This window comes from Legionella rowbothamii (assembly GCF_900639985.1).
In the GTDB taxonomy this organism is placed as follows: domain Bacteria; phylum Pseudomonadota; class Gammaproteobacteria; order Legionellales; family Legionellaceae; genus Legionella; species Legionella rowbothamii.
Genome location: NZ_CAAAIM010000002.1, coordinates 194,613 through 214,511 on the forward strand (window position 1 = coordinate 194,613; position 19,899 = coordinate 214,511).

Here is a 19,899-nt window from a genome sequence, read left to right on the forward strand (position 1 = left end):
TCAATTCCTCATGTTACGGTTAAATAGAGCAAATAATCCGCTAATTACAAAACCACCTAGGGTGATTACAGTAAGTTGCTTGTGATGAAGTAGATGCAGGTAATCGAGTAGACCAACTAACAAAAAAGCCATGCTGGCCCCTACGGCAATATTACTTCCAGTAAGGGATGATGGTTCTTTCTCTTGCTTCGTGCTAGCCATTTCCTTCTCTGCAATCAGTTGTTCTTTTTTCAGTTCAAGCACATCAAAAATTAAGCGCGGCATATGCGGTAATTGTTCCGCAAAAAATGGCAAGTTTTGTTTTAATTGTTGGAGAAAGGCTTTTGGTCCAATCTGATCTTTTACCCATTGTTCTAGGAATGGTTTGGCCGTAGTCCATAGATCCAGTTCCGGATAGAGTTGGCGGCCTAAACCTTCGATCGCCAGCAAGGTTTTCTGCAGTAAAACCAATTGGGGTTGTACTTCCATTTGAAAGCGTCGAGCAACTTGGAACAGGCGCAATACTACTTGAGCAAAGGAAATATCTTTTAATGAACGTTCAAATATGGGTTCACAGACAGTACGAATGGCGCTTTCAAATTCGTCTACGCGAGTATCACGAGCTACCCATCCTGATTCAACGTGTAATTGTGCAACGCGTCGATAATCACGATTAAAGAAGGCGAGTAAGTTTTCCGCAAGATAGCGTTTGTCGTTGTCATTTAGGGTACCCATGATCCCAAAATCGATGCAAATATATTTGGGGTCTTTAGGATGCTCATAAGAAACGAAAATATTACCCGGGTGCATGTCCGCATGAAAAAAACAATCGCGGAAAACTTGGGTAAAAAAGATTTCTACGCCGCGTTCTGCGAGCTTTTTCACATCCACGCCTTGGGCTGTCAGTGTATTTAAATCGGAAACTGGAATACCACGAATGCGTTCCATAACCAGAACATTATTGCGGGTATAATCCCAATAGATTTCTGGGATATACAAAATGTGCGAGCCTTCAAAGTTGCGACGTAATTGTGCGGCATTAGCTGCTTCCCGAGATAAATCGAGTTCATCAAGCAGGGTATATTCAAATTCTTTAACGATTTCGCGTGGCTTTAAGCGTCGGCTTTCCGGCCAATAGCGATCGGCCCATTTGGCAATGGTGTGCATAATACTTAAATCATTCTCAATCAATCGCCGCATATTTGGTCGGAGTACTTTAACAATGACTTCTTTACCTGACTTTAGGGTTGCTGCGTGCACTTGGGCCATAGATGCTGAGGCCAGTGCCACCGGGTCAAATTGCGCAAAGACATCATAGGGTGATTGACCATAGGCTTGTTCAATAATTTGCATGGCTTTTTCACTGGAAAAGGGGGGAACGCTGTCTTGCAGCTTGGTTAGCTCCTGCGCGATTTCCGGGGGCAAAATGTCTGGACGGGTAGATAAGGCTTGGCCAAATTTAATAAAGATAGGCCCCAGTTCTTCCAATGATTTACGCAATGCCTGGCCATGCGTTAGGTGCTCTTTACGAAACCAATTCCATGGATTTAAATAAACGATAAAGCGAAAAGGAGCAAAAAGTCTTAGTGAGACCACGACATTATCGAGTCCATTTTTGGCTAAGATGTAATTGATGTGTAGTATACGAAAGAGTTGTTTAATCGATTTCATGGCGGCTTATTAAATGATTTACATGGGCTTGTAAGCGTTCAACGCTTAACGACAATTCATCGACTTCCTTATAGAAGTCTTCTAGTTCATTTTTAGATGGCAGAATGCGTAGTTCCTCTTGGAGGTATTCAGACATATTCTGACGCATTGATTCATCAATTCGTTTGGTAAAGGATAAGCCTTTGCGCATAAAAGAACCAAGCTGGTGGGCAACCACATCACCGGTAAAATGGGCTAAATGACCTTCCCAATCGATATCCATTTCATCAAATAATTTCTTTACTTGTTGTCCAAGCTCCATATTACCGGACATCCGAATTTTATCGTTAAATAGAGAGCGTGCCTTGGAGGCTGGCAATAGACTAAGGCGGATTAAACCAAGAGGGCTGCTATGAATTATCGTATCTGCTAGGCCTTCATAATGATCTAATAATTCGACTGTGCCCTGGGTAAACTGAATAAAAAAATGGACATTTAATGGAGCAATAATCATTTCTAGAGTTTTGCCATTTAGTGCCTGTAGTTTGGAGGGCATGTGCTCATCTAATGAGATGGCTGCATTTATTGCTTTTTGTAAGGCTTTTAATGAATATTTTTTTAACATAATCAACTCAATACTTATAAGCAATGTGTAGGGCCACGATTCCACCGCTTAGATTATGATAGGTACAATCTTCAAATCCAGCGTCTTCAATCATCTTTTTTAAGGTTTGCTGATTAGGATGCATACGAATCGATTCAGCAAGATATTGGTAGCTGGCTTCATCTTGCGCGAAGAGTTTGCCTATTTTCGGTAAAATGTTAAATGAATACCAGTCATAAACAGGCTTTAAACCTGGAAAGGTTGGTGTAGAAAACTCTAAAATCATCACCTTTCCACCGGGCTTGCAGACGCGATACATAGAGCGCAGGGCTTCGTCTTTATCCGTTACATTGCGCAAGCCGAAACCCATCGTAATGCAATGGAAATTATTGTCTACAAAAGGAAGGCACTGGGCATTGGCTTGGACAAAATCGATATTTTTATATAGTCCTTCATCCAGCAGGCGATCGCGCCCAACATTGAGCATCGCTGAGTTAATATCGGCCAAAACGACCCGGCCAGTATCGCCAACTTTTTTACATAATAAGCGGGTGAGATCGCCGCTACCGCCAGCTAAATCGAGCGCTACTTGCCCAGGACGGACATGACTTAATTCTATGGTGTAGCGTTTCCATAAATGATGAATACCTAAAGACATCAGATCATTCATTACGTCGTAGTTTTTCGCTACCGAATGAAAGACTTCCGCGACTTTCTTTTCTTTGTCATCCCAGCCTACCGAGGTATAGCCGAAATGTGTAGTTTTCTTTTGATCGCTCATAAATAGGATGGGGTTATTAAGAAAGGCTACATGTTAACTGATCTTTAGCAAGATACCCAGTGTTGGTAAGAATAAATTCGTTGTGTTTAATTGCCTGCCGCTCTTATCCAGTGCTCACATAGAGCCATAGACTATGAAAAAAGAAGTGTTATGGCTGAGCTGTTTTATTTTAAAAAATCAGGGTATTCTTTAGCCATTAAATGGAACGATTGAAAGGACTAAGTAGCATAAATGGTTAAAAAGCAGTTATGGATGTGTCTTTTACTCGGTTTATTGACGTACCAAAGTGCTCATGCTGGCGCTTGGGTTCGCAGTAAGGGTGAATTTCTTAACATTGCCACTGGGCAATACTATCAGAGTACGAACTTTTGGACTACTGGAGGCCATTTGCGCTCTAGCCCGATTTATAAAAAAGGCTATGGCAGTGATTATTTTGAGTACGGCTTTACTGATAAATTCACCTTTGGTGGATATTTTTCAGGCCTAAAAAGTCATACGCAAGCCAATGGAACTCAGGGGGGCGGGAACGATAATTTACTTTTAGGGCGTTACTTACTTTGGAAAAATGACTATGCCGTTATTTCTACCCAATTTTATATTGATGCTCTAGGCCATGGGGCCAATCTTAATATTCCACCCCAAAATAGTCGCTTGAATACAGGAGAGGCGCTATTAATAGGTACCGGTGGCTCCTCAAAAAGTAAAAAAATGAATTGGTTTTTTGATACTTCTGTGGGCGTGATCCAACGCTATGGTCCTGGAGATCAGGCTCAAGTAATTTTTGAGGGAGGGTTAAAATTCTTCCAAGACCGTTTTTGGATATTCATTCAAAACTGGAATACCATTGGGTTGGCAACTCCCCAAAATGGGTCTTATAATTTATTTACGATCGCGCCAAGTATTGTGTATTGGCCCACTAAAAAGATTGGTTTGCAGTTGGGGTTAACACAGGACTTTTACGGACAAAACGTAGGCGAGGGTATTGGGCCATTTGCGGCACTATGGCTTTATCTCTAAGGACAGAATGTGAAACTTGGCGAATACCTCATCAGCCAGCAGCTGATTACTGAAGAAGAATTGCAGCGGGCACTGGAAGAGCAGAAGCTCAAGGGTGGAAAGCTTGGAGATATTTTGCTGTCAACGACCTCAATGAGGGCACAAGATTATTACCGCTCTCTTTCCGCTCATTTCAAACTCATTTTTGTTCAACTTTTAAAATACCCTATTGATGACAATTTGCTGACTGAGACAGAGAAAGATTTTTATTTAGATCATGAAGCCATCCCCGTAAGTTATGCCAATAAGTGTTATACCGTGGCAACTTCAGATTTAACCGAAGAAAACTTTGCTTCAATTAAAGAGCATTGGGGGAAGAACACTGTTATTTTAGGCACTTCCAAATACGATGTGTTGGAAGTATTGCAACGACATTACAAACACGCCTACCTGACAACTTCTATTGATCAACTTGCCTCAGCCAATTATCACCTTAGTTCGAAACGTACCATCTCCACTTGGCAACGTCTTTTCTTTTTCTTCGGACTTATTGCTATCGTTAGTTGGGCTGTTCAAGAGCCCAAACAGTTTCTCTTGGCGTTGAATTGCTTTTTTATGGTGTCTATTGTCGGGATTCTTCTTTATAAATTTATCCTCTCGTTAATTGCCGCGAGCATTCATTCGCATGTGAAATTACCCGAAGTAGTCAGTAGTGCAGTGGAGGAGTTACCGATTTATACTATCTTGGTTCCCTTATATAAGGAGAACGAGGTCACTTTGCGAAACTTATGCATCAATCTTGAGAAGTTGGATTATCCTAAACATAAATTGGATATTAAAATTTTATTGGAACAAGATGATGACATTACCATTAAGGTGTTAAAAAACTTTCAGTTACCAAGGTACATTAATTTTGTTTATGTGCCAGCATCAGAGCCACGAACCAAAGCAAAGGCGTGTAATTATGGGCTGCAATTTGCTCGTGGTAAATATTTGACTTTATATGATGCAGAAGATAGGCCGGACCCGCTACAACTCAAAATCGTATTAAATGAATTCGCCAAGGGAAATGATAAGCTGGCTTGTGTTCAGTGCCGCTTAAATTTTTATAATGCCAATGATAATTGGCTCACGACCGTCTTTGCAATAGAGTACATTTATTGGTTTGATCTGTTACTTCCAGGCTTAGAGTATTTGGGAACACCTATACCATTAGGGGGCACCAGTAATCATTTTAGAACAGATTTTCTACGGGTGGTGAATGCTTGGGATCCCTTTAATGTAGCCGAAGATGCAGATCTGGGCGTGCGATTAACACGATTGGGGTATCATAGCACGGTAGCGCCATCAACTACTTATGAAGAAGCAACTTGCCATGGCTATAGTTGGATCAAACAAAGAACGCGATGGATTAAAGGATACATGCAAACTTATCTAGTACATATGCATACACCAGTGCAATTATTACGCTCCTTGGGCGCGCGAGGGTTTATTGGTTTTCATTTGTTTATTGGTGGCACTATCTTAACTAACCTTGCTAATATATTGTTGTGGATAATCTTTATCATGAGCTTTTTTAGCGATCTTTCTTTTTTATTTCCTGGGAACACCCTCTTTTTTGCGCGCATTAATTTCTTTGTAGGTGCGGTATTGATGATTCTGCTTAATATCTTTGCGGTGATAAAAAAAGATCCCAAAAATGTACGCTTTATTTTATGCGCGCTTACTTCACCGCTGTATTGGCTTATGATGTCCGTTGCGTCTTATCGGGCTTTATACCAACTGCTGTTTAATCCTAGCCATTGGGAAAAAACCACTCATGGTGTGAGCAAGACGTTGAATTAGAACAAATGGGTGTTAAAAACGCTGGCCGTACCAACACCCATAAATTAGGGAGCTGCATTATGGAATTAATACCCGTTATTTTATCAGGTGGTGAAGGCTCTAGATTATGGCCTGTTTCTCGCTTGCATCATCCCAAACCCTTTATCAAACTTAATGACGGACATTCTTTGCTGCAAAAAAATTTTTTAAAAGCTCAAGAGTTAAGTGATATCAACGAAATTGTAACCGTAACCAATAAAGAGTTGTTGTTTAAGACTTTAGATAATTATTCGGAGCTGAACGCGCAAAACGTTGCCTTGTCTTTTATTTTGGAACCTTATGCCCGTAATACCGCTTCTGCGGTAATTTCTGCCGCATTGTACATTGCGCAAAAATATGGTGAGCAGGCAGTGATGCTGGTATTACCTGCGGATCATTTGGTAAGTAACCCTCAAGCCTTTAAAAATGCAGTCAATGATGCACTGAGCTTAGCTTTAGATAATAAATTAGTCACCTTTGGTATCAAACCCCATAAACCTGCAACGGAATATGGTTACATTGAAGTTGATGGTTTTCGAGTCGCGCGTTTTGTTGAAAAACCTAATCAGGAACGAGCAGAAAGTTATGTAAACGCCGGGACTTTCTTTTGGAATTCAGGTATGTTTTGTTTCAAAGCGGTCACACTACTCGAGGAAGCTCAAATGCATTGTCCGGAAATTTATAAGACAATAAAGCATTGTTTCGAAGCTGCTCCGCAAGCTAACTCTGAAGATTATTTTAAAATAACCTTACACGATGAAACCTTTAAGCATGTTCCTGAGAACAGCATTGACTATGCCATTTTAGAAAAATCACAGAATCTAGCTGCGGTACTTTGCGACATTAATTGGTGCGATCTGGGTTCTTGGGATGCAATGGCCAATCTGCTTCCCCTGGATGAACATGGCAACCAAATTGAAGCGGATGTTTTACTAAGAAGTGTATCTAACTGCTATATCAGAGGACACGATCGTCTGATCGCAGCCATGGGACTTGATAACTTAATGATTATCGATACCCCCGATGCGTTATTAGTTGCAGCGAAAGAACGCGCTCAAGAAGTAAAGCTTCTATATCAGGAATTAAAAAAAGAAAAGAATGAAACCTGTACCGATCATCGAATCACCTACCGTCCATGGGGTTCCTATACCGTATTGGATAAAGGAGAAGGTTTTAAAATTAAACATATCGAGGTTAATCCTAAATCCTGTTTGAGTTTACAGATGCATTATCAACGTAGTGAACATTGGGTTGTTGTGAAAGGCAAAGGCATCATCCATTTGGGGGATAAAGAGGTGAATGTCAATGCCAACCAATCATGTTACGTACCTATTGGTTACAAGCATCAATTGTCTAATCCTTATGATGAACCACTCGTATTGATTGAAGTTCAATGCGGCAATTATTTAGGAGAAGATGACATCGTACGTTTCGAGGATAAATATGGACGCTGCTAACATACCATCAACCAGATGGCTCTTTGATATACCTAAGCATGTTACACGGATTAAATCGAAGAGATTTTTTGGATGTGATGTTTTTGGAGGCGGGGTCGTTAGAGTAGGACCTCGTTACTATGCGTTGGCGGTATATCTTATTTCTTTACAATTCAATTAAAAATGCCGTCGTTGCGAACGAATTGAAGCAACCCAGGGTTCGGAACTTCGATCTCCTGAGTTGCTTTGTTTCTATATTTCTTTCAATGAAAAAATTTACATACGCGTGGACGATAATCCTGAAGAGCTCGTATGAGACGGCGTCATGATACGGATATTCGCGCCACATTCTTTTCCTTATAAAGCAGATAAGGTCGCTAAATAGTCTTGTTCATCCGGCGGTAAATTATTCTTCTGCGAACGCCATAAACATTCAGCTAATTGTTCCATCATTAAATGTTCTACTTCTAAAGGATCCGCATATTTTTTCAATAAGAGCTGATAAATAGCACTAATTCCCACAGGGCGGTCGGTCGCAATTTGTTCGCGAATTCCTAGATGTAAGCCCATATGCAAAAAGGGATTGGTTTCCCCCAGCTCAGGATAATAAGATTGTTGCTGAAACTTATTCTGATTTTCAATGGTCTTATGATATTCAGGATGTGCCAATATAACCTGAACAATTTCATTCTCTAAAGGAGTCAAAGGCTTTTTCTGTTGATATTTTTCCCAACTGTTAAAAAACATTTGTCGGGTTTCTTGAATGGTATCGCCGTAAAACATGATGCTTTAAATCGTTATGAAAAGAACGAGTGTAACGGAATAAAATCAGAACAACAATGATTGTTTATGGAGGACTTGGGCCAGATAATGCTGAGGGAGCCTTTGAATGATGAGGTTCTTTGACACCCTAGACAATAAATAATTTTTCTTGGTAAATAAGTTGACACTAATCGGTGCTTATGAGATATTCACTCTGCGAGGTTGGACTTGCTATGTGTCATTCCACTGGGTCAATTGGCGACACACTGATTGGCCCTTTCTACTTTACTGTCGTTCTAATAATTCCAAAATCAGATTCATCCCATCAGCACCTAATTTAAAGCCAATCGTCATCATCAATAAACCACTGATTAATTCAATTCCTTTCCATACCGTATCGCGTGCTAAAACGTCGGAAAAATATCGAGCGGTAAAGGTCAATGAGCTAAACCAGATGAAACTGGATGTTATTACTCCCATTAAGAAATAAAGTTCTTGGTCAGGATATTCACTGCTACCACCGCCAATTATTACTAAAGAGTCGATAATTGCATGGGGATTTAACAAACTAAAGCCTAATGCCAGGAGGATGATTTGGGTTTTATTTTGCGGCTGCAGTGTATGCTCCGTTGTCATTTCTGCTTCAATAAATGCATTTTTTAGTGCTTTTAGTGCGTAAAATAGTAAGAAAGCACAACCAAAGAACATCATCCAAACTTGCAGCATCGGGCGTAGCGCAAGCAATTCATGCAATCCAGTAATACTGGCGCAGATGAGAATTAAGTCGCAGATAAAACAAATGACCGCTGAAAGCAGAGCATGGTTTTTACGGACCCCTTGTTTGATTAGAAAAACATTCTGTGGTCCCAATGCAATGATTAGCGATAAGCCCAAAAGTAGACCATTAAGATAAACAAACATAGCAACAAATTAAATAAACAGGAAGATCGCGATTATAACATTGCAACTTATCCGTTGTAGAGTATAAAATGCGTCGGTTATTCTATCTCCTTATGAGAAGCGTGCAAAATAAGAACAAATAGGAGGGAGCGTGGGCTCTTTGTTACTAAGAAAGCTAACTGTTGTTGCAACTGCGGCAGTGTTAGGCATGATGGGGCAATTATTACAAGCTGAAACTGCGACTGCATCGCAGAAGTTATCGGTTATCGATGGTTATTACCCTGCTTATCCACCTACTGCTCCAGCTGAAGGTGCGCAACAAGAATTAATTAAGAAAGGGGAATACCTTTCTAAAATGGGCGATTGTATTTCCTGCCATACTGATGTGCACGCAGGAACTCCTGCTTACGCCGGTGGCTTGCCTATAGAGACTCCCTTTGGAACCTTCTATAGTCCTAACATCACCCCAGACAAAGAAACTGGTATTGGCAAGTGGACCGAACAGGATTTTATTCACGCGTTGAAAGATGGGCATAATCCTCAGGGTGAAAATTTCTTCCCGGTTTTCCCATACTACTATTTTTCTTTAGTTACTGAGGAGGATGCTCGTGCATTATATGCATACTTTATGAGCTTGCCCGCAGTGAATCAAAAGAATAAGTCCTTGCCATTTCCTTTTAATGTACCTGGCGCCCGTCTTAGTTTGTGGGGATGGAACTTATTGTTCTTTTATCCCGAAACTCGCGAGTTTGTCTATGATAAAACTCAGTCTCCAGAATGGAACCGAGGTCGATACATTGTTGATGGTTTAGGTCACTGCAGCATGTGTCATACTCCATTGAATCCATTCGGCGCTCCTAAGAATAAATATTATTTAACCGGTGCGTTCATTGATGGTTTTTGGGCTCCGAATATTACTAAATTCGGTTTGGAGTCAGCGAGCCATGAAGAAGTGGTTGATGTATTTAAAAAGAATCAGTTGATTAATAACGCCGGCCCAGTTGCAGGCCCTATGGCTGAAGTAAATCATAACAGTATGATGTATCTGACTGATGCTGATTTAATGTCGGTTGCGACCTACCTTAAAACCGTAGACACGAAAGACCCATTAGGGGTACCACCCTCTAACGCTGCTCCAACTTTGGATCGTGGTAAGAAAGTCTATTTCACTGCTTGTGTGATTTGTCATCAGAATGGAGAAATGAGTGCGCCACTTCTTGGTGATGCCGTAAACTGGTATTCACGTTTGAAGCTGAGTGGTTTAACTGGCTTGTATCGTCGTGCAATTCATGGGTATAACTCCATGCCAGTTAAAGGGGCTTGTGTTACTTGTTCGGATAATGATGTTATTTCTGCAGTGGATTATATTCTTAATGAATCATTGACACGTGCTGAATTGGTCGATCTTAAATCTGGGGGCGCTGCGAAATATCCTGCCAATGGAAAGGATATTTACAATGAAAACTGTGCTACTTGCCATAAAGAAGGTAAGGGTGGAGCTCCTAAAATTGGTGATAAAGAAGCGTGGAAGCCGTTGATCGCTAAAAATATGGATGTATTGATTGGAAATACCATGAATGGGAAAAATCATCCTAAAAATGGTGGTTGTAAACAATGTTCAGGTGGTGAAGTAATTGAAGCCATCAAGTACATGATCAGTAAATCTAAAACTGAAGGTAATTATTCGTTGTGGTAGAAATGAAACCTTGAAAGGGGCTTACTGCCGTCGTAGCCTGATATCCAGGCTACTTCCTAAGTAGGCGCCATTAACTTAACAGCAGTTAGTACATTACCGAAGTAGGTATTAAATCGCCAGGCTTGCTTGGCTTCTTGATAAGATGAGGAATTGGGATGTTAAACAGGTTACCTATCTGTAGATTAATAGCAATGCTTGGGGCATTGATAGTTGGTCAGCCAGTTTTTGCCGCCGATGCTGCAAACAATTGGCAGTTGAATATGAGTCAGGGTGTGACCCCTATTAGTCGGGATGTTTACAACCTACATATGGTATGTATGGCGGTTTGTACCATTATTGGGGTTGTTGTTTTTGGCGTAATGATCTATTCGTTAATTCATCACCGAAAATCCAAGGGTTATAAGGCTGCCTCATTCCATGATAACCCCCGGCTGGAGCTTATTTGGTCGATTATTCCTTTTTTAATCCTCGTAGGATTAGCGGTACCTGCTACACGAGTTTTAATTCGGATGGATGACACCAAACAATCAGAACTCACCGTGAAAATTGTTGGTTACCAATGGCGCTGGCAATATGAGTATTTAGATCAAGGCATTAGTTACTTCAGTACCTTATCGACTCCTTTATCTCAAATCCAGAACAAACAGGCTAAGAGCGAGTGGTACCTTTTAGAAGTAGATAAACCATTAGTTGTGCCTGTACATAAAAAAATTCGTTTCTTGGTGACCTCAAATGATGTTATCCATTCTTGGTGGGTTCCTGATTTAGGAATTAAACGTGATGCAATCCCCGGATTTATGTATGAAGCATGGGCAACCATTGAAAAGCCAGGTGTATATCGCGGGCAATGTGCCGAGCTTTGCGGGATTAATCATGGCTTTATGCCAATTGTTGTTGAAGCCGTAAGCCAAGCCGATTTTGATAAGTGGGTTGCTGCCCAAACCTTAAAACAAGATAAGTATGCAAGCGAAGAAGCACAACCAGCGGCTCAAAAAGTAATGCAACGTAGTGAACTCATGACTTTAGGAAAACATAAGTATGATCAACTATGCGCTGCCTGCCACCGTGTTGATGGAAAAGGCTTACCACCAATGTATCCAGCACTTAAAGGCAGTTCGGTTGCTGTAGGTAATCCTATTTCACGCCACATTGATATTATTTTAAATGGTATACCTGGTTCGGCAATGCAAGCCTATAAAGATCAATTAAGTGATGATGAAGTTGCTGCGATCGCGACTTACGAGCGTAATGCTTGGGCTAATAATACGAACGATCTTATCCAACCTGCAGATGTGGCTGCAGAGCGGCAGAATGCGAATAAACAACCAACCATGGTGAATAAAGTTAACGCTGGAGGTTTAAAATGAGTTATACGATAGCGCATGACGATGATCATCACGATGATCATGGCCCTGAGCAAGGTAAAGGTGTTTCGGGATTTATAAAGCGTTGGCTTTTTACTACCAACCATAAAGATATTGGTACTCTTTATCTGTGGTTAGCGTTATTCAGCTTTTTCGTTGCTGGTGCTATGGCTTTGGTAATTCGTGCTGAGCTCTTTCAACCTGGCCACCGTTTTGTTGATCCAAACTTCTTTAACCAAATGACTACTTTACATGGTTTAGTCATGTTATTTGGTGTGGTAATGCCTGCATTCACCGGGATGGCAAACTGGCAAATTCCTATGATGATTGGCGCTCCTGATATGGCTTTGCCACGGTTGAACAACTGGAGCTTCTGGATTTTACCTTTTGCCTTCGCGTTGTTGTTTTCAACTATGTTTCATAGCGGCGGGGGACCGAACTTCGGTTGGACCATGTATGCACCTTTGTCCACTAAATATGCTCCACCCAGTACGGACTTTATGATTTTCTCCATCCATATGATGGGTCTATCATCGATTATGGGTTCGATTAATATCATTGCGACTATATTAAATCTTCGGGCTCCTGGCATGACTATGATGAAGATGCCAATGTTCGTATGGACTTGGTTGATCACTGCATTCTTATTGATCGCTATTATGCCTGTTTTAGCGGGTGCGGTAACAATGATGCTGGCGGATCGTCACTTCGGTACTAGCTTCTTTAGTGCTGCAGGGGGCGGAGATCCTATATTATTCCAGCACGTTTTCTGGTTCTTTGGACATCCTGAAGTATATGTATTGATATTACCTGCTTTTGGCGTTATTTCTGAAATTATTCCTACCTTCAGTCGTAAGCCACTATTTGGTTATCACTTCATGGTTTATGCAACAGTAAGTATTGCAATATTGTCGTTTATTGTTTGGGCACACCATATGTTTACCTCAGGGATTCCTTTGGGAGCCGAACTGTTTTTCATGTATACCACTATGTTAATTGCAGTACCAACCGGTATTAAAGTATTTAACTGGGTAAGTACCATGTTTAAAGGTGCGATGACTTTTGAAACCCCGATGTTGTTTGCCTTAGCATTTGTGTTCTTGTTCACCATTGGTGGGTTTACCGGTTTGATGTTGGCATTAGTGCCGGCGGATTACCAATATCAGGACAGCTATTTCGTTGTAGCGCATTTCCATTACGTACTTGTACCAGGGGCTATCTTTTCTCTGGTTGCGGCAACCTATTATTGGTTACCCAAGTGGACCGGTCATATGTACAACGAGTGTATTGGTAAATGGCATTTTTGGTTGTCGGTAATTTCAGTTAATTTGGCATTCTTCCCGATGCACTTCTTAGGTTTAGCGGGTATGCCACGCAGGATCCCTGATTACGCATTACAGTTCACCAACTTTAATATGATGGCAACTGTGGGCGCTTTTATTTTTGGATTCTCGCAATTACTGTTTTTATATAACATCATTGCAACAGTAAGAAAGAAAGGAACTAAGAAGGATCTGGCTACTTCTCAAGTTTGGGAAGGAGCACAAGGCTTAGAGTGGACCTTACCTTCGCCTCCACCATACCATACATTTACTACTCCACCTGAGTTGAATGTATAGTTTTTTAGAGTATATGTTGTATGAGTAATGAGCGTAATCATCGTAAGTTACTGATGATTTTAACCGGTATTGTATTAGGCATGTTTGCTTTTGGTTTTGCACTTGTGCCTATATACAATAGCCTGTGCCAGACCTTAGGGATCAATGGTAAAATCAAATCAGAAGCAGTAGCATATGATGCGGCAACTGCTAAAATTTCTAAAGATCGTGAAGTTTTAGTCGAGTTTGTCGCAACTAATAATAGTGCCGTTCCATGGGCTTTTTATCCCAAGACGCGGAAAATAAAAGTGCATCCCGGGGAAATTGCAAGGCTGGACTTTTATGCAGAAAACAAAACGGATCATCCAATGACCGTGCAGGCAATACCGAGTGTTACTCCAGGAATTGCTGCGAAATATTTGAAAAAAACCGAGTGTTTTTGCTTTGCTCGACAGACGTTAAATGGACATGAGGCGATGAATATGCCCTTGTTATTTCACCTGGATATAGATTTACCCGAAAAGATAAATACGGTTACGTTGTCATATACTTTATTTGACGTGACTGATAGAAAGTAGGTATCCATGGAATTAAGATAAAAAAACGGTCGTCATTGCACACTAAGTAAAGCAACCCAGTACTGCGTTTTAACGAAGGTGCGTTCTGGGGTGCTTCACCAAGGCTCGCAATGACGAACTAAGTAGTGTTGTGCTATTGAAATGCACACTAGTTATAACGAATTATTGATACAGGAGACGTAGATAGAATGGGAGCACACGGTACTTATTATGTCCCCAAGCCCAGTCACTGGCCTTTGGTTGGATCATGCGGATTAACCACCTTTTTGGTGGGGGCAGCATCCTGGCTTCATCATGACTGGTATGGTCCATACATCTTTACCTTAGGACTGGCGATTATTATCAGCATGCTGTTTGGTTGGTTCGGCCAAGTTATTTATGAAAATGGTAAAGGAGTCTATGACCTGCAGGTTGATAAATCCTATCGTTGGGGGATGTGCTGGTTTATTTTCTCGGAAGTATGTTTTTTCGGGGCATTTTTCGGTGCACTATTTTATGCGCGTATGTGGATTGTTCCATTACTTGGTGGAGAAATACATCCCATAACCAATTATACCTTATGGCCTGATTTTTCAGCGGCATGGCCCTTACTGCAAAACCCAGATAATCAAGTATTTGCTGGTGCTCATGAAGCCATGGGAGCATGGGGTTTAGCTGCAATTAACACGCTGATTCTTTTAACTTCAGGTGTGACTATTACTTGGGCTCATTGGGCTTTAAAATTAAACAAGCGTAAGCAATTATTATGGGGCATGTCCTTAACGATTGCCTTAGGTATTCTGTTCTTAATCTGCCAAGCTTATGAGTATCATGAAGCGTATACGGAGATGGGTCTAACTTTAGCCTCAGGTATTTATGGAACCACATTCTTTATGCTAACTGGCTTCCACGGTTTGCATGTGACTTTGGGTACCATCATGCTGATCGTAATCGCCGTCCGTTGCAAGCGCGGCCATTTTACACCAGAGCGCCATTTCGCCTTTGAAGGCGTGGCTTGGTACTGGCACTTTGTTGACGTGGTATGGTTATTCTTATTTATCTTCGTTTATTGGTTATAAATGCTTGATACCGGTTGCTCATAAACCTAATTGGGTTTTATGAGCAACTCATGCTAAGTTATGCTCCAGTAGCTAATGGAGTATATTAATGGGGCATGGTCGTAAAGATAAAAAAAGTGGTATTTCTTTTTTTTCACGTAAAAAAAGAGAAAACGGAAGCTAGTAGCAGCATTCTGCAAACGCAGCCAAATGAGCCAATCGCTTCTTCCTCTTCTTCTCTAACTAGTTCTGATATGGATAGTTTATCGCAACTGCATAAGCAAGCTATTTCTTGGACACGTAAAATTACCTCAAATACTCAGGCAATAAAATGATGAGGCTGCTCCAGTACATGCATACAACAAATAGAACAGGTGCTACTGCAAATTAATCATTTTGACACCTGTAACGCCGCTGCTAGTGTAGAACTTTCTACGTTGAAAGCGAATCTTAGCAAAACCATTAAATCTGACTATGTTGAAGTGCTTTGAGCCTTTCTAAGCAGCCAGGTATATTACGATGAACAAGGCAAGAAGCCCGCACATGCTTTGTATTCAGTATTATAACCGGATGCAAAAACGCAAAGCAGACGCAAGATATTAAAGAAATTCGGGGAATGCAGGTTACAGGCTTCCATAAAGCACAAGCAACAGTTGCGTTAAACGCCATTAAAGCTCGCCATCAGCAAATAATACAAAGTGAACGCGGAATAACGAATATCCAAATTTTAATGAATACCCTGGCTATTTTTGTAGATACCCAGGCCGCCCTAGGGAAGAAACGCTGCCAATGTGCAAAGTGCTAAGGCAAGTGTCCATGACGGCGAAGAAGAAATTAAAAAAGCGGCGCAGGCAAAGATGTAATCCTGCACTCTATATTTTAGCGATGGTAGAATTAGATATTATCAAGCAGAACGCCCCTCAAGAACCCCTGGACCAACGAGGGGTGCGACTTATGCGACCGAATATAATCCCAAAACAGGGCAGTGCGTACTTGGAGTGAAAGTTATGATCATCAAGGGAATGTTAATCGTGTGCATCCCAAAACGATTGATAGGCAGGGTCTAAATGCGCAGCATTATCCATCCACCGGAACGGAGCTTAAAAATCAAAGGGGACCAAAATAATGTATACAAGAGCAGATATAGATTATTATCGTAATCAAGATTGCCCTGGTACGACGTCTGCCTCCATCCGCAGCACCCAAATCTGTCCGCACAACACTAATCCAACAAAAACCAAACCCATGCCTACATACTCGGGCGAAGTGTATCCAAAACCGGCTGCTATTGGTAAACCACCTAAATAGGCACCTAAAGTGTTGCCCATATTCGCACTAGCCTGCACCATTGATGAGGCTAGCATTTCCGCACCTCGAGCCGCCTGAATCATCAGCATTTGCATCGCCGGCACTACGGCAAATGCAATAGTACCGGTAACAAAGGTCATAATTAGCGCGGCTAGCTTATGTTCAGCAAGCAATGCAACGGTTAGCAAGCATAGCATCATGAGCGAGAGCATTATTCCTACGACCATTAAGGGTGATAATCGGTCGGCAAGGCGTCCCCCCAAGATATTACCAACAGCCATACCCATGCCTGCGAGCATCATGATGAAGGTGACCATATCATCGGAAAATAAAGTAACATCGGTCATTAGTGGCGCAATATAACTAATCCAGGCGAATAAGCCTCCAGTGCCAATAGCGGAAATACCAATAATGAGCCATATTTCCAAGTCCTTAAAGATCGCTAAGCTTTGGCGAAAATCAAAGGGTTTTTCTAAAACTAAATTTGGCAGCCATTTGATAATAGAAAAGAAGGTTATTAAGCCAAATGAAGCCACAATAAAGTAGGCGACACGCCAACTGCAATGATGGCCAATAAAGGTACCGAGGGGCACGCCAAAAATATTGGCTAAGGTAAGGACGGTAAACATAATCGCAACCGCGCTTGCCCCTTTCCCTGGCTTTGCTAATTGGGTGGCAACGACGGCACCGACACCAAAAAATGCACCATGTGGTAAACCAGCCATAAAGCGCGCGATTAAAAGCAGGGAAAAATTTGGCGCGATCGAAAATAAGACATTAAACACAACAAATAGGAGCATCAGTGTTACTAAAATTTTTTTGGGGGGATAGTTTTTGGCCAGTGCAATCATGAGGGGCGCCCCAACCACCACGCCCAAGGCATAAATTGCAATAAGATAGCCTGCTGTAGGGATAGATATAGATAGTGAGTTTGCGACATCAGGCAAAACCCCCATCATCAAATACTCAGTCATACCAATACACAAGCCGCCCAGAGTAAGCGGCAACAAGTTTTTAAGCCAGCCTAAATTGGAGTGGTTTGCTATGGCTTCATTCATTGATTATTTTTCCTACGCGTTATAAATACTATAAAGCGTAACTTTATCCTGTTTTAGTGGATTAATGAATGCAAGATGGTTGGGATTTACGTTACAAGCGCGTATTAATTACTAAACCAGGCTGGAATTGAATCTCCTCAATGTTCATTTGATAAATGAAATGGAGTTTAGAATGGGTAATTCCTTGAATGCTTGCATGTCCACGGAAATATTTGCCATGAAATGAAACATGAGTCTCTTTCTCAAAATAATGGCTGCATTTTAACTCTAATTCACAATCAGATAGGCTGAGCATTTGCCCCATATAATCTTCCTGATCCAATTTTATCATTATAAAAACGGGCTCTACAGGCTGAATCAACACATCAATCTCCATGATTTTGTGCGGAACAAAATGATCACAAGTCATATTTATAGTCTAGTTCAAATAAGGGTGAGTTTGGATTTTTTTCTTGCAAATTTTTTGAAGAATATGCGCGGTTTAAAGAGGCGCTTGAATTTTCTGTCAGTATGTCGCTGGGGAAGGGGAGCTTCCTACTCGAAAAGGAAAAAGGATGAGAAGCAATAACCACTTATAAGAAAAGAGGTTATACGTCATCCTAAGGATGACGTGTTTTCTGCCCTCGCAGCTAACCTAATAACTGTTCCATAATTTTTTGTAAATCGTGCACGCCATCATATTGAATAACCAACGAGCCCTTCCCTGCTTTTCCTGGTTTTAGCTTGATCGAGGTTTGCAATTGCCGCGCCAAATTATTGACTTGTTCCTGATATTGAAAGGCGATTGGCTCATTACTTGGTACGCTTTCTGTTGCTGCTTTGCCTGCTTTAACCCGTTCCACTAATTTCTCGGTTTCACGGACAGATAGGTTTTTTGCTACAATCAACTGGGCAACTTGATTTTGTTGCTCTTCCTCAAGCATGAGTAGGGCACGTGCATGGCCCATATCGATATCACCATGCTCCAGTAATTTTTTTACCGCCGTTGATAAAGCCAGGAGGCGTAAATAATTGCTGACTGCAGTACGTGATTTGCAGAGCAGATCCGCAACTTGTTGATGCGTAAGCGAAAACTCATTGGTAAGGCGGTGCATTGCACGTGCTTGATCCATCGCATTTAAATCTTCACGTTGTAAATTTTCGACCAAGGCAATAGCCATCGCGGTTTCATCATCTACTTGCCTTAAAACGACAGGAACTTCCGTCAATCCTGCAAGCTGACTTGCGCGCCAGCGACGTTCACCAGCAATGATTTCATAGCGGCCATCGCTGAGTTCACGTACGACCAACGGTTGTAAAAGGCCTTGCTTTTTGATGGATTCAGCCAATTCAGTTAGGGCCGCTTCTTCCATTTCGCCACGAGGTTGATATTTTCCAGGTTGCAAGCAATCTACTGCCAGCTTAAGGCCATCAGCCTGTGGTTTTTCATTTAAAAGATTACCGCTGGATTGGCTTAGTAAGGCTGATAGGTTACGCCCTAAACCACTACGTTTCACTGTCATAAATTACCCCAATTACCCTGTTACGGTCTGTTTATTAATCAACTCAGAAGCAAGTACCATATAGGCGGCTGCTCCGGGTGATGTTTTATCGTAGTGTAATGCAGGCATGCCGTGGCTGGGTGCTTCTGCCAACCGCACATTGCGTGGCACTACAGTTCGGTAGACCTTGGTGGGAAAATGTTCTATTAATTGTTTGGATACGTCGGAACACAGGCGATTACGCGCATCATACATGGTTCTTAGCACTCCCTCGAGATGCAATCGAGGATTCACCGAGGCTTTAACCTGTTCAATAGTCGATAAAAGTGCTGCTAAACCCTCTAATGCATAATATTCGCATTGCATGGGAATGAGTACTGAATCCGCAGCAACGAAGGCATTAATGGTTAGGGTATTCAAGGCAGGAGGGCAGTCAATGAGTATATAATCATAACTGCTTTGTAATGGCTGTAAGGCTTTATACAGAAAAGTCTCGCGATGATTACGCTCCATGAGGCTGACTTCGGCGACGGTTAAATCGTCATTGCCAGGGATCAGATCATAGCCACAGGCAGTTGTCAGGCAAGCTTGTTCTGCTAGACAGTCATGGAGCAAGACATCATTGGTGGTGTGAACCAATTGGTTTTTATCAACACCACTGCCCATGGTAGCATTTCCTTGCGGGTCTAAATCGATCAATAAAACCTGTTGACGATTTGCAGCCAGGGAGGCAGATAAATTAATGGCAGTAGTAGTTTTGCCTACACCACCTTTTTGATTGGCAATGGCTATCACTTTCGCCATGATA

General features: G+C 41.5%; 19 protein-coding genes. 10 read left to right on the forward strand and 9 right to left on the reverse strand.

Features of this window, described 5'->3' with window-relative positions:
* Genes ubiB through ubiE form a run of 3 tightly spaced genes read right to left on the reverse strand, consistent with a single transcriptional unit; the run spans position 1 to position 3,014 of the window.
* Positions 1–1,650 carry a ubiquinone biosynthesis regulatory protein kinase UbiB gene (gene ubiB / locus E1P08_RS06100; RefSeq protein WP_133136140.1) on the reverse strand — a complete coding sequence of 550 codons (1,650 nt, stop codon included), beginning with the start codon at positions 1,648–1,650 and terminating at the stop codon, positions 1–3.
* Positions 1,637–2,254: a ubiquinone biosynthesis accessory factor UbiJ gene (locus tag E1P08_RS06105; protein WP_133136141.1), complete on the reverse strand. Its 618-nt coding sequence runs from the start codon at positions 2,252–2,254 to the stop codon at positions 1,637–1,639. Before E1P08_RS06105 ends, ubiB begins: the two co-directional genes overlap by 14 nt.
* Positions 2,255–2,261: 7 nt before the next feature.
* The gene (ubiE, locus tag E1P08_RS06110) at positions 2,262–3,014 is read right to left on the reverse strand and encodes a bifunctional demethylmenaquinone methyltransferase/2-methoxy-6-polyprenyl-1,4-benzoquinol methylase UbiE (protein WP_133136142.1); all 753 of its coding nucleotides are present in this window, start codon (positions 3,012–3,014) and stop codon (positions 2,262–2,264) included.
* 231 nt (positions 3,015–3,245) lie between these two features.
* Between ubiE and E1P08_RS06115 the strand changes: the two genes are divergently transcribed.
* From E1P08_RS06115 to E1P08_RS06125, 3 genes are read left to right on the forward strand one after another with little or no spacing between them, the layout of a single operon-like run.
* Positions 3,246–4,031, forward strand: a complete 786-nt coding sequence (locus E1P08_RS06115) for a hypothetical protein (protein WP_133136143.1) — start codon at positions 3,246–3,248, stop codon at positions 4,029–4,031.
* 9 nt (positions 4,032–4,040) lie between these two features.
* Positions 4,041–5,855: a glycosyltransferase family 2 protein gene (locus tag E1P08_RS06120; protein WP_133136144.1), complete on the forward strand. Its 1,815-nt coding sequence runs from the start codon at positions 4,041–4,043 to the stop codon at positions 5,853–5,855.
* Positions 5,856–5,914: 59 nt separating this feature from the next.
* Complete coding sequence (locus E1P08_RS06125; protein ID WP_133136145.1) at positions 5,915–7,330, forward strand: mannose-1-phosphate guanylyltransferase/mannose-6-phosphate isomerase; 1,416 nt, start codon at positions 5,915–5,917, stop codon at positions 7,328–7,330.
* Positions 7,331–7,666: 336 nt separating this feature from the next.
* On the opposite strand, the gene E1P08_RS06130 is transcribed toward E1P08_RS06125, so the two are convergent.
* Both E1P08_RS06130 and E1P08_RS06135 read right to left on the reverse strand, forming a co-directional pair.
* On the reverse strand, positions 7,667–8,092 hold the full coding sequence (locus tag E1P08_RS06130) for a DUF1841 family protein (RefSeq protein ID WP_133136146.1): 426 nt from the start codon (positions 8,090–8,092) through the stop codon (positions 7,667–7,669).
* A gap of 264 nt (positions 8,093–8,356) precedes the next feature.
* Positions 8,357–8,992 (reverse strand): LysE/ArgO family amino acid transporter, encoded by a 636-nt coding sequence (locus tag E1P08_RS06135; RefSeq protein WP_133136147.1) that lies wholly within the window; start codon positions 8,990–8,992, stop codon positions 8,357–8,359.
* 130 nt (positions 8,993–9,122) lie between these two features.
* Here E1P08_RS06135 and E1P08_RS06140 point away from each other — a divergent pair, with 130 nt between their 5' ends.
* From E1P08_RS06140 to E1P08_RS06165, 7 genes are all read left to right on the forward strand, one after another.
* The gene (locus E1P08_RS06140) at positions 9,123–10,667 is read left to right on the forward strand and encodes a c-type cytochrome (RefSeq protein ID WP_133136148.1); all 1,545 of its coding nucleotides are present in this window, start codon (positions 9,123–9,125) and stop codon (positions 10,665–10,667) included.
* A gap of 155 nt (positions 10,668–10,822) precedes the next feature.
* Entirely contained in the window at positions 10,823–12,034 is a 1,212-nt protein-coding gene (gene coxB, locus E1P08_RS06145) for a cytochrome c oxidase subunit II (RefSeq protein WP_133136149.1), read from the forward strand.
* On the forward strand, positions 12,031–13,650 hold the full coding sequence (ctaD, locus tag E1P08_RS06150; RefSeq protein ID WP_133136150.1) for a cytochrome c oxidase subunit I: 1,620 nt from the start codon (positions 12,031–12,033) through the stop codon (positions 13,648–13,650). The genes coxB and ctaD overlap by 4 nt, the downstream gene beginning before the upstream one ends.
* Before the next feature lie 20 nt (positions 13,651–13,670).
* A complete protein-coding gene (locus tag E1P08_RS06155) occupies positions 13,671–14,207 on the forward strand; it encodes a cytochrome c oxidase assembly protein (protein ID WP_133136151.1) in 537 nt (178 codons plus the stop codon).
* A gap of 188 nt (positions 14,208–14,395) precedes the next feature.
* Complete coding sequence (locus E1P08_RS06160; protein ID WP_133136152.1) at positions 14,396–15,265, forward strand: cytochrome c oxidase subunit 3; 870 nt, start codon at positions 14,396–14,398, stop codon at positions 15,263–15,265.
* A gap of 95 nt (positions 15,266–15,360) precedes the next feature.
* Complete coding sequence (locus tag E1P08_RS17135; protein WP_165485104.1) at positions 15,361–15,579, forward strand: hypothetical protein; 219 nt, start codon at positions 15,361–15,363, stop codon at positions 15,577–15,579.
* Between the two features lie 281 nt (positions 15,580–15,860).
* Complete coding sequence (locus E1P08_RS06165) at positions 15,861–16,049, forward strand: SNARE domain-containing protein (protein WP_133136153.1); 189 nt, start codon at positions 15,861–15,863, stop codon at positions 16,047–16,049.
* Positions 16,050–16,404: 355 nt separating this feature from the next.
* On the opposite strand, the gene E1P08_RS06170 is transcribed toward E1P08_RS06165, so the two are convergent.
* The 4 genes from E1P08_RS06170 to E1P08_RS06185 form a co-directional block, all read right to left on the reverse strand.
* Entirely contained in the window at positions 16,405–17,610 is a 1,206-nt protein-coding gene (locus E1P08_RS06170; protein ID WP_133136154.1) for an MFS transporter, read from the reverse strand.
* Between the two features lie 91 nt (positions 17,611–17,701).
* Positions 17,702–17,974 carry a hypothetical protein gene (locus E1P08_RS06175; protein ID WP_133136155.1) on the reverse strand — a complete coding sequence of 91 codons (273 nt, stop codon included), beginning with the start codon at positions 17,972–17,974 and terminating at the stop codon, positions 17,702–17,704.
* A gap of 265 nt (positions 17,975–18,239) precedes the next feature.
* Positions 18,240–19,112, reverse strand: coding sequence for a ParB/RepB/Spo0J family partition protein (locus E1P08_RS06180; protein ID WP_133136156.1), 873 nt, complete (start codon positions 19,110–19,112; stop codon positions 18,240–18,242).
* 12 nt (positions 19,113–19,124) lie between these two features.
* Positions 19,125–19,895, reverse strand: coding sequence for a ParA family protein (locus E1P08_RS06185; RefSeq protein ID WP_133136157.1), 771 nt, complete (start codon positions 19,893–19,895; stop codon positions 19,125–19,127).
* Between the last annotated feature and the right edge of the window lie 4 nt (positions 19,896–19,899).